Source organism: Polaribacter pacificus (genome assembly GCF_038024035.1).
Lineage (GTDB): Bacteria > Bacteroidota > Bacteroidia > Flavobacteriales > Flavobacteriaceae > Polaribacter > Polaribacter pacificus.
Genome location: NZ_CP150664.1, coordinates 840,462 through 855,178, shown reverse-complemented (window position 1 = coordinate 855,178; position 14,717 = coordinate 840,462). Strand labels below are relative to the sequence as shown.

Sequence of the window (14,717 nt, the reverse complement as noted above, 5' to 3'; positions counted from 1 at the left end):
AGTTGAAAAACTTATTTGTTATATAAATACGATTGTAAGATGATTGTGGCGCTAATTTCATCAATTAATTCTTTGTTTTTACGCTGCTTCTTTTTTGCTCCTCCATCTAAAAGGCTCTGAAAAGCCATTTTTGAGGTAAAACGCTCATCTACACGTTCAACAGGTATGCTGGGTATTGACTGTTTTAATTTTTTTAAAAACGGAACAATCAAGGCTTCACTTTGGCTAGGAGTATTGTTCATCTGTTTTGGCAAGCCCACTAAAAATAGTGAAACATTTTCGTTTTTAGTATAGTCTTGTAAAAACTTAATTAGATCAATTGTATTAACAGTTGTTAGACCAGAGGCTATTAACTGAATTTCATCCGTAATAGCAATTCCAGTTCTTTTTTCTCCAAAGTCAATAGCAAGTATTCTACCCATTCTGTTTTTTTTTGTAAAAATACAGATTTTAAACAAGGCAACGATATCTGTTTAAAAAATGTATCTTCGCGGTAGTCACAATCAATCGATTTATATTTGCAGAAATATAGCATTATACCTATGAATACATTAAGGAAAACGATAGAAGAAGCTTGGGAAAACCGAGATTTATTACAGGAAGAATCAACAATAAAGGCCATTAGAGAAGTGGTTCGATTATTAGATGAAGGAGATTTGCGAGTTGCAGAACCAACAGCAGAAGGTTGGCAAGTAAACGAATGGATTAAGAAAGCCGTTGTTTTGTATTTTCCAATTCAGAAAATGGAAACCTTAGAAGCTGGTATTTTTGAATATCACGATAAAATTCCACTTAAAAAGAATTTTGCAGAAAAAGGAATCCGAGTGGTTCCTAACGCAGTTGCACGTCATGGAGCTTATATATCTCCAGGGACTATTTTAATGCCGAGTTATGTAAATATTGGAGCTTATGTTGATGAAGGTACCATGGTAGATACTTGGGCAACCGTAGGAAGCTGTGCTCAAATAGGAAAGCATGTGCACCTTTCTGGAGGTGTGGGTATTGGAGGAGTTTTAGAGCCTTTACAAGCTGCACCTGTGATTATTGAAGATGGAGCTTTTATCGGTTCGCGTTGTATTGTTGTAGAAGGTGTTCGCGTAGGAAAAGAAGCTGTTTTAGGAGCAAATGTGGTCCTTACGATGAGTACAAAAATCATCGATGTTACTGGAGATGTTCCTGTAGAAACCAAAGGCTATGTTCCAGAACGTTCTGTAGTAATTCCAGGTAGTTATACCAAAGAATTTGCAGCAGGATCTTACAATGTTCCCTGTGCTTTAATTATTGGAAAACGCAAAGAAAGTACAAATAAAAAAACCTCATTAAACGATGCACTGCGTGAATACGATGTCGCTGTATAAAAGTCATTAAAGAGATTTCTATTGAAGATAACTGCAATCATTCCAACTTTTAATGAAGAAATTCATATAGAAGCAGCAATCAAGTCTGTTGATTTTGCTGATGAGATTATTGTAATAGATTCATACAGCACTGATCAAACTGTAATCAAAGCACAGGCCTTTGATGTAAAGATAATTCAGCGTGTTTTTGATGAGTTTTCCTCGCAAAAAAACTTTGCTATTGAGCAAGCAAGTAATGACTGGATCTATATTTTAGATGCAGATGAGCGTGTGAGTCTAGCCTTGAAATCAGAAATACTTGCTTTGACTAAAGCAAGCCCTGCCCATGTAGGTTATTATGTGAAGCGAAATTTTTACTTTTCCAATACTAAAATACGTTTTAGTGGTTGGCAAAGAGATAAGGTACTTCGGTTGTTTCGCAAAGACTCTTGTAAATATGAGAAGATGGTACATGAAGAAATTACCACCAATGGAACACTCGGGTATTTAGAAGGGAAAATTGAGCATTATTCATATAGAAACTACAAGCAGTACATCAATAAGCTAAAACTTTACGCAAAATTACAAGCAAAAGAACTACATAAAAAAGGGCAGTTTGTTACGCCATACCATTTAATTGTAAAACCTATTGTACGCTTTGTTATACAATATATAATTCAACTAGGTTTTTTAGATGGCTATAAAGGCTTTGTTATTTCTTGGGCACATGCCTATGGCGTGCTTTTAAGGTATCTTGAATTGCTAAAATTAAAACACAGTTCAAGACATCGAGTTGCCATAAACTCTATCGAAAATTTTGATGAGGAATTAGCAGAAAAAGAGCTGTCTATCTTGATTGTCAATTATAAAAGTTGGAAACACTTAGCGCCTTGTTTGGATGCTTTAAAAAGCATTTCTCAAGAGCAATTCTCTTTTGAGGTGATTGTAGTTGACAATCAATCTAATGATGGAAACTTAGCGCTATTCTCCAAAAAATACTCTTGGGTTCGTTTTGTAGAAAATTCTGGTAACAACGGTTTTGCCAATGGATGTAATCTTGCCGCTTTAAAATCAGTGGGTGCTCAATTATTGTTTTTAAACCCAGATACCATTGCTTCTGAAAAGCCCATACTAGAAATGCTTCGCTACGCAAAAGCAAATCCTTCAACGGGTATTGTTTCTTGTAATCAGTGTAATACTGATGGATCTTATGAAGATACGGAGAGGTTGTTTCCAGATCTGTTAACCTTGTTTGGTTTGAGTCGTGCCCTATACAGGTTGTTTCAGAAAAAGACTCCTGACACAGCAAAAGTAATTTTTCCTGATTGGGTTTCAGGCTCTTTAGTTTTTATCAGTCGTAAGTGGTTTGCTAAAGTTCATGGTTGGAACGAAGATTATTGGATGTATTTTGAAGATGTTGATTTGAGTAAAAAAGTGCGTCTTGCTAAGGGAGATATTGCTTTGCTTAAAAATGTTGAAATTATTCACAATCACGGAGGTGCTTCTAGAATCAATATCAAAACAGCGACCATTACAAAATCTGAAGTACTGATTTCTAAACATGTATATCTGCATAATCACTTTAAAGGTTTTAAGCGATTTTTGATGCTAAGTCTTTTAATTGCTAGTACATTTTTAACCAAATTTCTCTTAGCTATAATTGGGGTAGTTTTCTTTTTTATTCCTAAACTAAGGTTGAATATTTATTTATTTAGTATCTTGATAGGCTATTATTACAATTCTTGCAAGTTTGGAACTTGGTTGAGTAATAGATCTATTAATTATTTAACAAATACTAAATAAATCAATTTTACTATGGGTAGTAAGGCGCCTGATTATTTTATCAACAGACGACCAGAAATGTTGAAGTTTATCCCTAAAGAAGCTAAGCTTATTCTTGAAATTGGTTGTGGAGAAGCTAATTTTTCTGAACAACTAGTTGGTTTAAAAAAAGAAGCATGGGGAGTAGAGCCTGATTTGAAATCAGCAAACATAGCTAAGACAAAATTATTTAAAGTGTTGGTTGGAACCTTAGATGAGGTTTTAGATCAATTACCTGAAGGTTATTTTGATGTGATTGTCTTAAATGATGTTTTAGAGCATTTGCTAGAGCCTTGGGATGATTTAAAATCACTTAAAAGTAAGCTGAATGATCAAGGTGTACTGGTTTCTTCAATTCCAAACGTTCGCTACGCAAAGAACCTGTTTAAAATGATTTTTAGAAAGGATTGGAAGTACACAGAAGATTTAATTTTAGACCGGACACACTATCGTTTTTTTACTAAAAAGAGCATAAAAAGAATGTTTCAAGAATCTGGTTATCAGATTCAGAAAATCAAAGGGATTAACACCACAAAATCCTTTTTTTATTTTCCTTTTGCTATTCTGTTTAATATCTTATTTTTAGGTTCTCAATTAGATATGTTTTATATGCAATATGCTACTGTTGCAAGAAAACAGCAATGATAAATTATGTCAAATACTGTAAATAATCAGGAAATTAGTTTGATGGCTAAATTGTTAGAGCAGGCCAAAACTATTTTATATCCAACAGATACTGTTTGGGGAATTGGTTGTGATGCAACAAATGAACAGGCGGTTTCAAAAATTTATCAGATTAAGCAAAGAGCAGAGAGTAAGAGTTTAATAATTTTGGTAGACTCTAAAAAAATGCTTCAAAACTATGTGCAAAAGATACCTGCTAAAGCGCTAGAGTTTTTAGAATCTAGTACGCGTCCGACAACTATTATTTATAAAAATCCACAAAATTTAGCTAAAAATGTGATTGCTAGTGATGATACTATTGCAATTAGAATTGTTCAAGATGGTTTTTGCAAAGAATTGATTCAAAAATTTGGAAAACCTATTGTCTCGACCTCAGCGAATGTTAGCGGTGAAGCGACTCCTAATTCATTTTCAGAAATAAGCAGAACTATTTTGGAGAGCGTAGATTATATAGTAAATTTGCAGCTAGAACATCAGTGTGATACGCCTTCTAGAATTTTAAGAATTACAGATTTGGGTACCATTGAAGTTATCAGAGAATAATTTAAGCTGCCAAGAATTTACAACTGTATGTCGACTACCGTCTATAAAGAAGCCATTGAAAATCCTATTTTTAACTACATCACAAATGCTTCTCAAATTCTGGGTTGTAAAACCTATGTAATAGGAGGTTTTGTCAGAGATTTTATCCTTAAAAGAGGTACTGCCAAAGATATCGATGTTGTGGTAGTTGGTAGTGGTATAGACTTGGCTTTAAAGGTGGCAGAACTTCTTCCTAATAAACCAAAGGTACAAGTGTTTAAAACCTATGGTACCGCGATGTTAAGGTATCAGGATGTAGAAATTGAGTTTGTTGGTGCTAGAAAAGAATCCTATACAGTAGAAAGCAGAAACCCAGAAGTATTAGAAGGAACGCTTGAAGACGATCAAAACAGAAGAGATTTCACCATCAATGCACTAGCTTTAAGTTTAAATGAAGAAAACTTTGGACAACTGCTAGATCCTTTTAATGGAGTAGAGGACTTGGAGACAAAGACCATTAAGACGCCTTTAAATCCAGATATCACTTACTCTGATGATCCTTTAAGAATGCTTAGGGCTATTCGCTTTGCTAGTCAATTGAATTTTAAAATTGAAGAAGAATCTCTACTTGCAATTTCTAGAAATGCACATCGATTAAAAATCATTACCAATGAGCGTATCATAGATGAGGTCAATAAAATCTTATCTTCTTCTAAACCATCCATTGGGTTTTTGTTATTAGAACAAACACAATTGTTACCATATATCTTGCCTGAGCTAATCGCTTTAAAAGGAGTCGAAGAGGTTGAAGGGCAAAAACACAAAGATAATTTTTATCACACCTTAGAGGTTGTTGATAATATCGCAGAAAACACGGATGATGTTTGGTTGCGTTGGTCTGCCTTGTTACATGATATAGGAAAGGCTCCCACTAAAAAATTTCACAAAAAGATCGGTTGGACTTTTCACGGACATGAATTTGTGGGTTCAAAAATGGTCTTTAAATTGTTCAAACGCTTAAAAATGCCATTGAATAATAAGATGAAATTTGTACAGAAAATGGTTTTACTAAGCTCTAGACCAATTGTCTTAGCTTCAGAAGTAACAGATTCTGCAGTAAGAAGATTGATCTTTGATGCGGGTGATGATATCGATTCATTAATGACTCTTTGTGAGGCAGATATAACCACTAAAAACCCTAAGAAGTTTAAAAAGTACCATCAAAACTTTGAGTTGGTAAGACAAAAGATAAAAGAGGTAGAAGAACGCGACCAGGTTCGTAATTTTCAACCTCCAATTTCTGGTGAATTGATCATGGAAACCTTTCAGTTAAAACCATGTAGAGAAATAGGTCAACTAAAAGAAGCTATAAAAGAAGCTATTTTAGAAGGCGTAATTCCAAATGAATACGAAGCTTCTTATCAGTTTATGATAGAAAAAGGGAAAGCCTTAGGTTTAAAAAAATAAGCTATAAAGATTGCATAGAGACCAATTTAAAGTAGTCTCCTTGTTCTTGCATTAAGTCATCGTGTTTTCCTTGCTCAATTATTTTTCCCTTTCTCAATACAACAATTGTATCTGCTTTTTGAATGGTAGATAAACGGTGTGCAATCACTAAGGAAGTTCTGTTTTGCATCATTTTTTCAAGTGCCAATTGAACCAGCTGTTCTGATTCTGTGTCTAAAGCAGAAGTGGCTTCGTCTAAGACCATAATTGGTGGATTCTTTAGTACGGCTCTTGCGATGCTTAATCGTTGTTTCTGTCCTCCTGAAAGTAGATTTCCGCTATCACCTATATTAAATTCATACTGATTTGGTAAATCTTTGATAAACTCATGGGCATTGGCAATTTTTGCGGCTTCAATAATTGCTTCTTCACTCGACTCTTCAGTGCCCAAGGCAATATTATTTGAAACAGAATCATTAAACAAAATAGAATCCTGGGTTACGATTCCCATCATTTTTCTCAAAGAGTTTTTTGAGATGTCTTTAATGTTGATTCCGTCAATATAAATAGCGCCTTCGTTTACATCGTAAAAACGTGTTATTAAATTTGCTAGCGTAGATTTTCCACTACCAGATTGACCAACCAGAGCTACTGTTTTTCCTTTAGGGATAGTTAGTGAAAAATCTTTTAAAACATACTCATCCTTATACTTAAAAGAAATGTTATCAAATATAATTTCACTGTTAAAGCTTGTCTTTGTTTGAGCGTTTTCTTTATCAGAAATAGTGTTTTCTGTTTCTAACAGCTCTAATACTCGCTGTGCAGATGCATCTCCTTTTTTAATTCCATAAATGGCATTAGAAATTGATTTTGAAGGAGTTAAAATATTATAAGCAAGTGCCATAAATCCAATAAAGGCTCCTCCAGTAATCGTTTCGTCAATCAATACCATTTTACCTCCGTACCATAAAATAATTACGATGACACTGACACCGAGAAACTCACTGGTAGGTGATGCTAAATTCTTTTTATTCATTAAACTATTCATGGTTCTGAATAATTTGTTGGTAGAGTTTTGAAATTTACCTGTAAACTGCTTTTCAGCAGTAAAGCCTTTGATAACTCTTAATCCTGTAAGGGTTTCTTCTATTAACGATAAGAAAAATCCATTTTCTTTTTGAGCAACATCAGAATCTGCTTTTAATCTTTTTCCGATAAAACCAATAATTAAACCAGCCAAGGGTAGAAAAATAAAAATAAACAGGGTTAGTTTAGCACTGATAGAAATCATTGCAATTAAAGTAAAGATAATGGTAAGTGGATCTCTAATAATCAACTCTAAAACCATTAAGAAAGACCATTCAACCTCTTGAACATCCGATGTCATTCTGGCTATGACATCACCTTTTCTTTTCTCAGTAAAATAAGAAATAGGCAAGGTAACAAGCTTATTGTACAAGGCGTTTCTAATATCTCTAATAATACCGTTTCTTAAAAAAGTAATAAAAAACAAGGCCGCATAATTGGCGATATTCTTTAAGAAAAAAAGCAAAATCATGGTGCCACAGATATAGCCTAGTGCGGCAATTTCTCCATTTTTAGCTATTTCCTGATTTAAAAAAAAGTTTAAGGATTGTTCAAGGTATTCTTTATAGCCACTTACTCCAGTAGCACTGTCATAAATTGGCTTTATAGAGATGATATCCCCGCTTTGCTTAAACAAAACATTTAGCATCGGGATAAATGCAACAAAACTTAAAGTACTAAAGAGTGCATAAAAAACATTACTGATAGCATTTAAAATCGCATATTTCCTGTATGGTTTTGCAAAGCGTAATATTTTTTTAAAATAATTCATTATAGGTTCAATTCTTTTATAATTCGTTGAATTTTAGCATCCAAATTAGCTTCTGTACTTACCGCATTTTCGATGGCATCTAATTTAGATTTTACGCTAAAATAGAACTTTATTTTTGGTTCGGTTCCACTTGGTCTTGCGGCAACTTTTGTTCCGTCTTCAGTTTGATAAATGAGCACATTAGATTTAGGAATGTCAATACTGGTTTCTTCGCCTGTAATTAAATTCTTTTTGATTGACGATTGATAATCATATAGAAATTGAACCTTGGATCCATCCATTTGTGTAAAAGGATTGTTTCGCAAGTCCACCATCATTTGTTTTATTTGGGCTGCGCCATCCATTCCTTTTTTTACTATAGAAATTAAATGTTCTTTGTAAAAGTGATTTTTTACATACAATTGCAGTAAGTCTTTGTAAAAAGAGCTTCCGTTTGCTTTTGCATTTGCAGCAATTTCACAGGCTAAAAGCGTAGAGGTTACAGCATCTTTATCACGAACAAAATCGCCAACCATATAACCAAAACTCTCTTCTCCACCACCAATAAACTCTTGTGCAGGGAAGTCTTTGATCATCTTTGCAATCCATTTAAAACCCGTTAGCCCAACTTTTGTTTCAACTCCGTAACTCGTAGCAACTTCATTCACCAAGTTGGTTGATACAATTGTTGACCCTACAAATTGATTGCCGTTTAATTTTCCTTTTGCTTCCCATTGTTTAATTAAGAAGTCGGTCATTAAACTCATGGTCTGGTTACCATTTAGCAATTTCATGTTGCCGTCTAGGTCTCTAACCGCAATTCCTAATCTATCAGAATCTGGATCTGTACCAATCACGATATCTGCATCCACTTTATTGGCCAAATCTATAGCCATCTTTAAAGCTTCTGGCTCTTCTGGGTTTGGTGATTTTACTGTTGGAAAATCTCCATTTGGAACAGCCTGCTCTTTAACGATATGAACATTGGTATATCCAGCGCGTTTTAATGCCTCAGGAATTAAGGTAATAGATGTTCCGTGTAAAGAAGTAAAAACAATTTTTAAATCAGATCGATCTTTAACATCAAAAGTTCCATTTTTGATAGATGCATTCCAAAAAGCCTCGTCAACTTCGGTTCCAATTTTTGTAATTAAACGCTCATTGGTATTAAAGTTTATCTCAGAGAATTGCAAAGAGTTTACTTGGTTGATAATTTCAGTATCCTGTGGAGGAACAATCTGTCCACCATCATTCCAATATACTTTATATCCATTGTATTCTGGCGGATTGTGTGAGGCTGTTAATACAATTCCGGCATCACAATTTAAGTGATTAACGGCAAAGGATAATTCTGGGGTAGGACGTAAGTCTTCAAATAAATACACTTGGATTCCATTGGCAGACAATACATCTGCAACCAATTTAGAGAAAGAAACACTGTTGTGTCTACAGTCAAAAGCAATAGCAACTTTTAGCTGCTTGTTTGGAAACTGTTTTTGCAAATAATTGCTTAAGCCCTGGGTTGCTTTTCCTAACGTATATTTGTTAATTCGATTGGTTCCTGCGCCCATGATTCCGCGCATTCCACCAGTTCCGAATTCCATATTTTTATAAAATCGATCTGCTAAATCATCTGAATTAGAATCGATAAGTTGTTTAATTTCTTGCTGTGTTTCTGTATCAAAAGTATCAGAAAGCCATAATTTTGCTTGCTCTTTAATCTCTTTCATATAATCAGGTAATAGTTGTATTAAAAGACAGGTTTATAAATTAAGGTTTTGTCTTATCTTATAATGTTTTTCATTGCTTTTGGTTTTGATCAAAAGCTCTCCGATAAAACCAGCTAAAAATAGCTGAACCCCTAAAATCATTGCTGTTAAGGCAATATAAAACCATGGGTTGTCGGTTACTAAAATTGTTTTTGCGCCCACAGATAGTTTGTATAATTTCATGGCGCCAATATAGCCAGCTGAGAGCAAACCAAAAATAAACATTAGCGTTCCCCAAAGACCAAAAATATGCATGGGTCTTTTGCCGAATTTTGACAAAAATGAAATGGTAATTAAATCTAAAAAACCATTGATAAAACGGCTCATGCCAAATTTTGTTTCTCCATATTTTCTAGCTTGGTGCTGTACAACCTTTTCTCCAATCTTATCAAAGCCTTCGTTTTTGGCTAAAACTGGAATGTATCGATGCATTTCACCACTAACCTTTACACTTTTAACCACCGTGTTTTTATAGGCTTTTAAGCCACAGTTAAAATCGTGTAACTTAAGTCCAGAGGTTTTTCTTGCAGCTAAATTGAATAATTTTGAAGGAATGTTTTTGGTAATTACGTTGTCATAACGTTTCTTTTTCCAGCCAGAAATCAAATCAAAATCTTCTTTGATAATTAGATCGTATAATTCTGGAATTTCTTCTGGATTGTCTTGTAGGTCTGCATCCATGGTAATTACGACTGCGCCATTTGCTTTTTCAAAACCAGCATCCAAAGCTTGACTTTTACCGTAATTTCTCTGAAATCGAATTCCTTTAACCTCTTTGTGTTCTGATGAAAGCTCTTCAATGACTTTCCAAGAACCGTCAGTGCTCCCGTCATCTATAAAGATAATCTCATAGGCATATTGATGGGATTGCATTACTTTGAGTATCCAAGCGTATAGCTCTTGTAAAGAATCTTTTTCGTTTAATAAAGGGATGACAATGGAAATGTCCATGAGTTAATTAAGTTAAGGAGCTATATAAAAAAGGTAAAGGTAAAACATCCTAAAATATTTTACCCTTCTTCCTTTTAATTTTTTCTTAAATTAGTACTGCTCTTCTTTCGATTGTTTCATAATAGCACCTGCTATGGCAGAAATTACAAATCCTAAGAAAGCTGAAACGATTAATCCTATAGCTGAAGAAATTACTGGTCCAGAGAAGTTTTTACCCATTTCATTTGCAGCATCTATTTGCTCAGAGGTAAGTCCTTGATCAATCATTCGTTGATTTTGAAGCTCCATAGCTACATTCATGAAATCTGGCTCAATAAAATTAACAAACACTTGTTGGTATGCAATCGATATAACAGCACTAATAAGTGCAATTCCTACACCAACTTTTACCGCCTGTCCCCAGCTAATAAAACCGTCATTAGATTCTTTGTATTTTTTTATTCCCAATACAATTAAGACGACAAGCAACGCAAAACCAATAAGGCTAATAGACCAGTGTGGGGTATGTGCGTCACCCATCGCATAAACGATAAGACTTAATAAAACAGATATAATTCCTAGATATAAACCGTAGTTTAAAATAATACTCTTGCTAGTTGCTTTTTGATTTTCCATTGTGTAATAATTTAGTTAGTGATACAAATATATTGATTTCGTTCTTAAAAAAAGCCTTTCTAAACTCTTTAGCAAAGACTTCATTAATGCATTAGTAGTCAAAAGACTAAACTTGTTACAGAAAAATTGATAAAAAAACGTTGTACAACATGAAAAATGATTGTAAATTTGCAGCGGCAAGTCCTACACAACTAGCTCCCTTTGAATCCCCCAGGGCGGGAACGCAGCAAGGGTATTAGGTTGTAGCAGTGTGATGTAGGTAGCTTGCCTTTTTTTATGCCCTAAAATTCCCTTTCAAATCCTTAGTTTTCTTCATTTACTTTTAAGATATTTGTACTGTAATTCAATAGTATTTCATGTCTAAAGTTGTTTTAATTACTGGTGCCTCTTCTGGTATTGGAAAATCCATTGCAGGTTATCTTCATCAAAGGGGGTATATCGTTTACGGTACAAGTAGAAAAGCCTCTATTAGTACTTCTGAAGGTTTTCAAATGGTACAATTAGACGTATTAGATCCTACATCTATTGAACAGGCCATTAATTATATCCTTGAAAAAGAAAATAGATTGGATGTATTGATTAACAATGCAGGTATGGGGATCACAGGTCCTATAGAAGATACGCCAACTAAAGAGATGAGAGCTGTTTTTAACACCAATCTTTTTGGTGCTATTGATGTAGCAAAGGCTGTTTTGCCTACTATGCGAGCTCAAAAATCTGGAACAATTATAAATGTTACTTCGATTGCTGGCTATATGGGCTTGCCGTATCGAGGGATGTATTCTGCAACTAAAGGTGCTTTAGAATTGGTGACTGAGTCGATTCGAATGGAGGTAAAACCATTTGGGGTTCAGGTGATTGCGGTTGCTCCTGGTGATTTTGCAACAAACATTGCTGCGGGAAGATACCATACACCTGTTTTTGAAGAGTCTGCCTACAAAAAGACTTATCAAGAAAACCTAAATCTAATGGACACTCATGTGTCTGAAGGATTGGCTCCAGAGGTGATGGCTAAAGCAGTCTATAAGATTTTACAAACCAAACAACCAAAAGGGCATTATAAAGTTGGTGGTTTTTTAGAGAAGTTTTCTGTTGTTTTAAAGCGAGTACTTCCAGACAAATTGTATGAAAAATTATTAATGAATCATTATAAATTATAAATTAGCACTGCGTTAGGGATTGGAGCAATTGTTTGAGCTCTTTTGCATTTTTGATGCAAAAAGCAAGTGCGGAAAGCCCGCTCGAACGCCCAAGAAAAACACAGCACGCAAAAGTAAGTACGAATTTAAATAGATACCGATGAAGTTTTTTATAGATACTGCAAATTTAACTCAAATTAGAGAAGCACAAGCCTTGGGAATCTTGGATGGTGTAACAACCAATCCATCGCTGATGGCCAAAGAAGGGATTACCGGAGCTGCCAATATCATTAATCATTATAAGGCTATTTGCCAAGAAGTAGAAGGCGATGTTTCTGCAGAGGTTATTGCGACAGATTTTGCAGGGATGGTAAAGGAAGGTGAGGCTTTAGCGGCATTGAATCCACAGATTGTTGTAAAATTACCGATGATCAAAGAAGGGATTAAGGCCTGTAAATATTTTTCATCAAAAGGAATTAAAACCAATGTAACTCTTGTGTTTTCTGCCGGACAAGCTTTATTAGCAGCCAAAGCAGGGGCCACCTATGTGTCTCCTTTTATAGGAAGGCTAGATGATATTTCTACAGATGGTTTAAACCTCATTGCAGAGATCCGTCAAATCTATGATAATTACGGTTTCAAAACTCAAATTTTGGCTGCCTCAGTTAGACACACTATGCATATTATAGATTGCGCAAAGCTGGGGGCAGATGTAATGACGGGTCCTTTGAGTGCTATTGAAGGTCTATTAAAACATCCCTTAACGGATATCGGTTTGGCAAAATTTTTAGAAGATTATAAAAAAGGAAATTAAACAAGATGAAGTTTAAAACTTCTTTTTGTTTTTAGTTATTGGTGCTCACTTATAACTTAAAAGTATTAACTCAAAATTTTTAGTCTTTTGTAAAAGATTAAAACGAATGTACCCAAAGAACGAACTTGCACAACTAGTAGTTTCAGCTTGTCATCAATATGGTCTTACCAATGTTGTGATTTCTCCTGGTTCTCGAAATGCTCCTTTAACGGTGGGTTTTGTAAATCATCCAGAGATTAAAACTTATAGTATCGTTGATGAAAGAAGTGCTGGTTTTGTAGCCTTGGGAATGGCACAACAGACTCAAAAACCTGTTGCAGTGGTCTGTAGTTCTGGATCGGCATTGTTAAATTATTATCCTGCTATTGCAGAAGCATTTTACAGTAATATTCCATTGGTTATTATTTCTGCGGATCGACCAAAAAAAATGATAGACATTGGCGATGGTCAGACAATTAGGCAGGAAAACGTATATGAGAATCACTGCTTGTTTTCCGCTAATTTAGAAAGCCAAGAAGATCCTATTGCTAAAAACGCAGGCCTTGTGCTGCAAGCTTTACAGACGGCGACAGAAAAGAAAGGTCCTGTACATATTAATGTGCCTTTTGATGAGCCCTTGTATGAAACCGTTGATCAATTGACGGATTTTTCATTGGGTCAATTTAAGGAGTCCTTTTCTGCTGATTTTTCTGCTGCTAAAAAACCGATACTTTACAAAGAACTTTCAGCCATTTGGAATAGTGCAACTAAAAAAATGATTCTGATTGGGGTGCAGTTCCCTGATAAAGCATTGCAAAAAATTATCAACCATTTTGCCGAGGATCCTTCTGTAATTATTTTAACAGAAACGACCTCTAACGTACATAACAGTAGGCATATATCAGCCATAGATAAGTTAATTTTTCCTTTAAACGAAGATCAATTTAAGGCTTTTGCTCCTGAGGTATTGCTCACTTTTGGCGGAATGGTGGTTTCTAAAAAGATTAAGCAGCTGCTTAGAGCTTGCAAACCAATACACCATTGGCATGTAGATATGTTTAAAGAAATGGATACCTTTTTTTGCCTGTCTGAGTACCTGCAAGAAAAGCCAGTTACGTTTTTAAATGAATTGAGTAAGCTAACAAGGAGTGGTACAAGTGAGTACCAGTCTATTTGGTTGGCTCAAAAGAAATTGAGATCAGAAAAACATCAATCATATCTAGCAAAGATTCCGTATTCAGATTTAAAGGTCTTTGAAAAAGTTTTAGCGAGCATTCCTAATAATGTTCAATTGCAAGTAGGCAATAGTTCTATCATTCGTTATGCACAGCTTTTTGACATGAATCCAACTCATACGGTTTTTTGCAACCGAGGGACTAGCGGAATCGATGGTAGCACAAGTACGGCTATAGGAGCTGCGATGCAAGTAGACAAACCGACAGTTTTTATTAGCGGTGATCTGAGTTTTTTTTATGACTCAAATGCTTTGTGGAATTCACAGATTCCAACAGATTTTAGGTTGGTAATTATTAACAATGCAGGAGGAGGGATCTTTCGATTTTTACCAGGACCAAAAACCACCAATGCGATGGATTATTTTGAAACACCGCATCAATTAACAGCAGAGCCTTTGTGCGCTATGCATGGTTTAGGTTATCATTCTGTATCAAATTTAGAAGGATTAACAAGTGTTTTGACAAGCTTTTATAAAGCGAGTTCAAAACCACAGGTTTTAGAAATATTTACAGACAAATTGGTCAATGAAACCGTATTAAAAGAGTATTTTACATTTTTAAAATAAAC

The 14,717-nt window shown here is 34.8% G+C and carries 13 protein-coding genes and 1 other RNA gene; 9 read left to right on the top strand and 5 right to left on the bottom strand.

Translation table 11 applies throughout. The features are described from left to right. Nucleotides 1-11: 11 nt before the first annotated feature. A complete protein-coding gene (gene ruvX / locus WHC90_RS03895; RefSeq protein ID WP_188599310.1) occupies nt 12-422 on the bottom strand; it encodes a Holliday junction resolvase RuvX in 411 nt (136 codons plus the stop codon). A gap of 120 nt (nt 423-542) precedes the next feature. Here ruvX and WHC90_RS03890 point away from each other — a divergent pair, with 120 nt between their 5' ends. From WHC90_RS03890 to WHC90_RS03870, 5 genes are read left to right on the top strand one after another with little or no spacing between them, the layout of a single operon-like run. Continuing rightward, complete coding sequence (locus WHC90_RS03890; RefSeq protein ID WP_188599311.1) at nt 543-1,358, top strand: 2,3,4,5-tetrahydropyridine-2,6-dicarboxylate N-succinyltransferase; 816 nt, start codon at nt 543-545, stop codon at nt 1,356-1,358. A 21-nt stretch (nt 1,359-1,379) separates the two neighbouring features. After that, nucleotides 1,380-3,140 carry a glycosyltransferase gene (locus WHC90_RS03885; RefSeq protein WP_188599312.1) on the top strand — a complete coding sequence of 587 codons (1,761 nt, stop codon included), beginning with the start codon at nt 1,380-1,382 and terminating at the stop codon, nt 3,138-3,140. A gap of 12 nt (nt 3,141-3,152) precedes the next feature. Then, a complete protein-coding gene (locus WHC90_RS03880; RefSeq protein ID WP_188599313.1) occupies nt 3,153-3,803 on the top strand; it encodes a class I SAM-dependent methyltransferase in 651 nt (216 codons plus the stop codon). Between the two features lie 6 nt (nt 3,804-3,809). Beyond that, a complete protein-coding gene (locus tag WHC90_RS03875) occupies nt 3,810-4,385 on the top strand; it encodes an L-threonylcarbamoyladenylate synthase (protein WP_188599314.1) in 576 nt (191 codons plus the stop codon). A 27-nt stretch (nt 4,386-4,412) separates the two neighbouring features. After that, nucleotides 4,413-5,831: a CCA tRNA nucleotidyltransferase gene (locus WHC90_RS03870; protein WP_188599315.1), complete on the top strand. Its 1,419-nt coding sequence runs from the start codon at nt 4,413-4,415 to the stop codon at nt 5,829-5,831. Nucleotide 5,832: 1 nt separating this feature from the next. Here WHC90_RS03870 and WHC90_RS03865 read toward each other — a convergent pair whose 3' ends face one another. The 4 genes from WHC90_RS03865 to WHC90_RS03850 all read right to left on the bottom strand — a co-directional run bounded on the left by WHC90_RS03865 (nt 5,833) and on the right by WHC90_RS03850 (nt 10,982). Further along, on the bottom strand, nt 5,833-7,668 hold the full coding sequence (locus WHC90_RS03865; RefSeq protein ID WP_188599316.1) for an ABC transporter ATP-binding protein: 1,836 nt from the start codon (nt 7,666-7,668) through the stop codon (nt 5,833-5,835). After that, nucleotides 7,668-9,377 carry a phospho-sugar mutase gene (locus WHC90_RS03860; protein ID WP_188599317.1) on the bottom strand — a complete coding sequence of 570 codons (1,710 nt, stop codon included), beginning with the start codon at nt 9,375-9,377 and terminating at the stop codon, nt 7,668-7,670. The genes WHC90_RS03865 and WHC90_RS03860 overlap by 1 nt, the downstream gene beginning before the upstream one ends. Nucleotides 9,378-9,410: 33 nt before the next feature. Then, a complete protein-coding gene (locus WHC90_RS03855; protein ID WP_188599318.1) occupies nt 9,411-10,367 on the bottom strand; it encodes a glycosyltransferase family 2 protein in 957 nt (318 codons plus the stop codon). Between the two features lie 90 nt (nt 10,368-10,457). Further along, nucleotides 10,458-10,982, bottom strand: a complete 525-nt coding sequence (locus WHC90_RS03850; protein WP_188599319.1) for a DUF4199 domain-containing protein — start codon at nt 10,980-10,982, stop codon at nt 10,458-10,460. A gap of 174 nt (nt 10,983-11,156) precedes the next feature. Here WHC90_RS03850 and ffs point away from each other — a divergent pair. The 4 genes from ffs (at nt 11,157) to menD (ending at nt 14,715) form a co-directional block, all read left to right on the top strand. Then, an RNA gene (gene ffs / locus WHC90_RS03845) (signal recognition particle sRNA small type) lies at nt 11,157-11,255 on the top strand. A gap of 83 nt (nt 11,256-11,338) precedes the next feature. Next, entirely contained in the window at nt 11,339-12,142 is an 804-nt protein-coding gene (locus WHC90_RS03840; protein WP_188599320.1) for an SDR family oxidoreductase, read from the top strand. Nucleotides 12,143-12,281: 139 nt separating this feature from the next. Further along, nucleotides 12,282-12,935, top strand: coding sequence for a fructose-6-phosphate aldolase (fsa, locus tag WHC90_RS03835; protein ID WP_188599321.1), 654 nt, complete (start codon nt 12,282-12,284; stop codon nt 12,933-12,935). Between the two features lie 106 nt (nt 12,936-13,041). Further along, complete coding sequence (gene menD, locus WHC90_RS03830) at nt 13,042-14,715, top strand: 2-succinyl-5-enolpyruvyl-6-hydroxy-3-cyclohexene-1-carboxylic-acid synthase (RefSeq protein WP_188599322.1); 1,674 nt, start codon at nt 13,042-13,044, stop codon at nt 14,713-14,715. Nucleotides 14,716-14,717 lie beyond the last annotated feature (2 nt).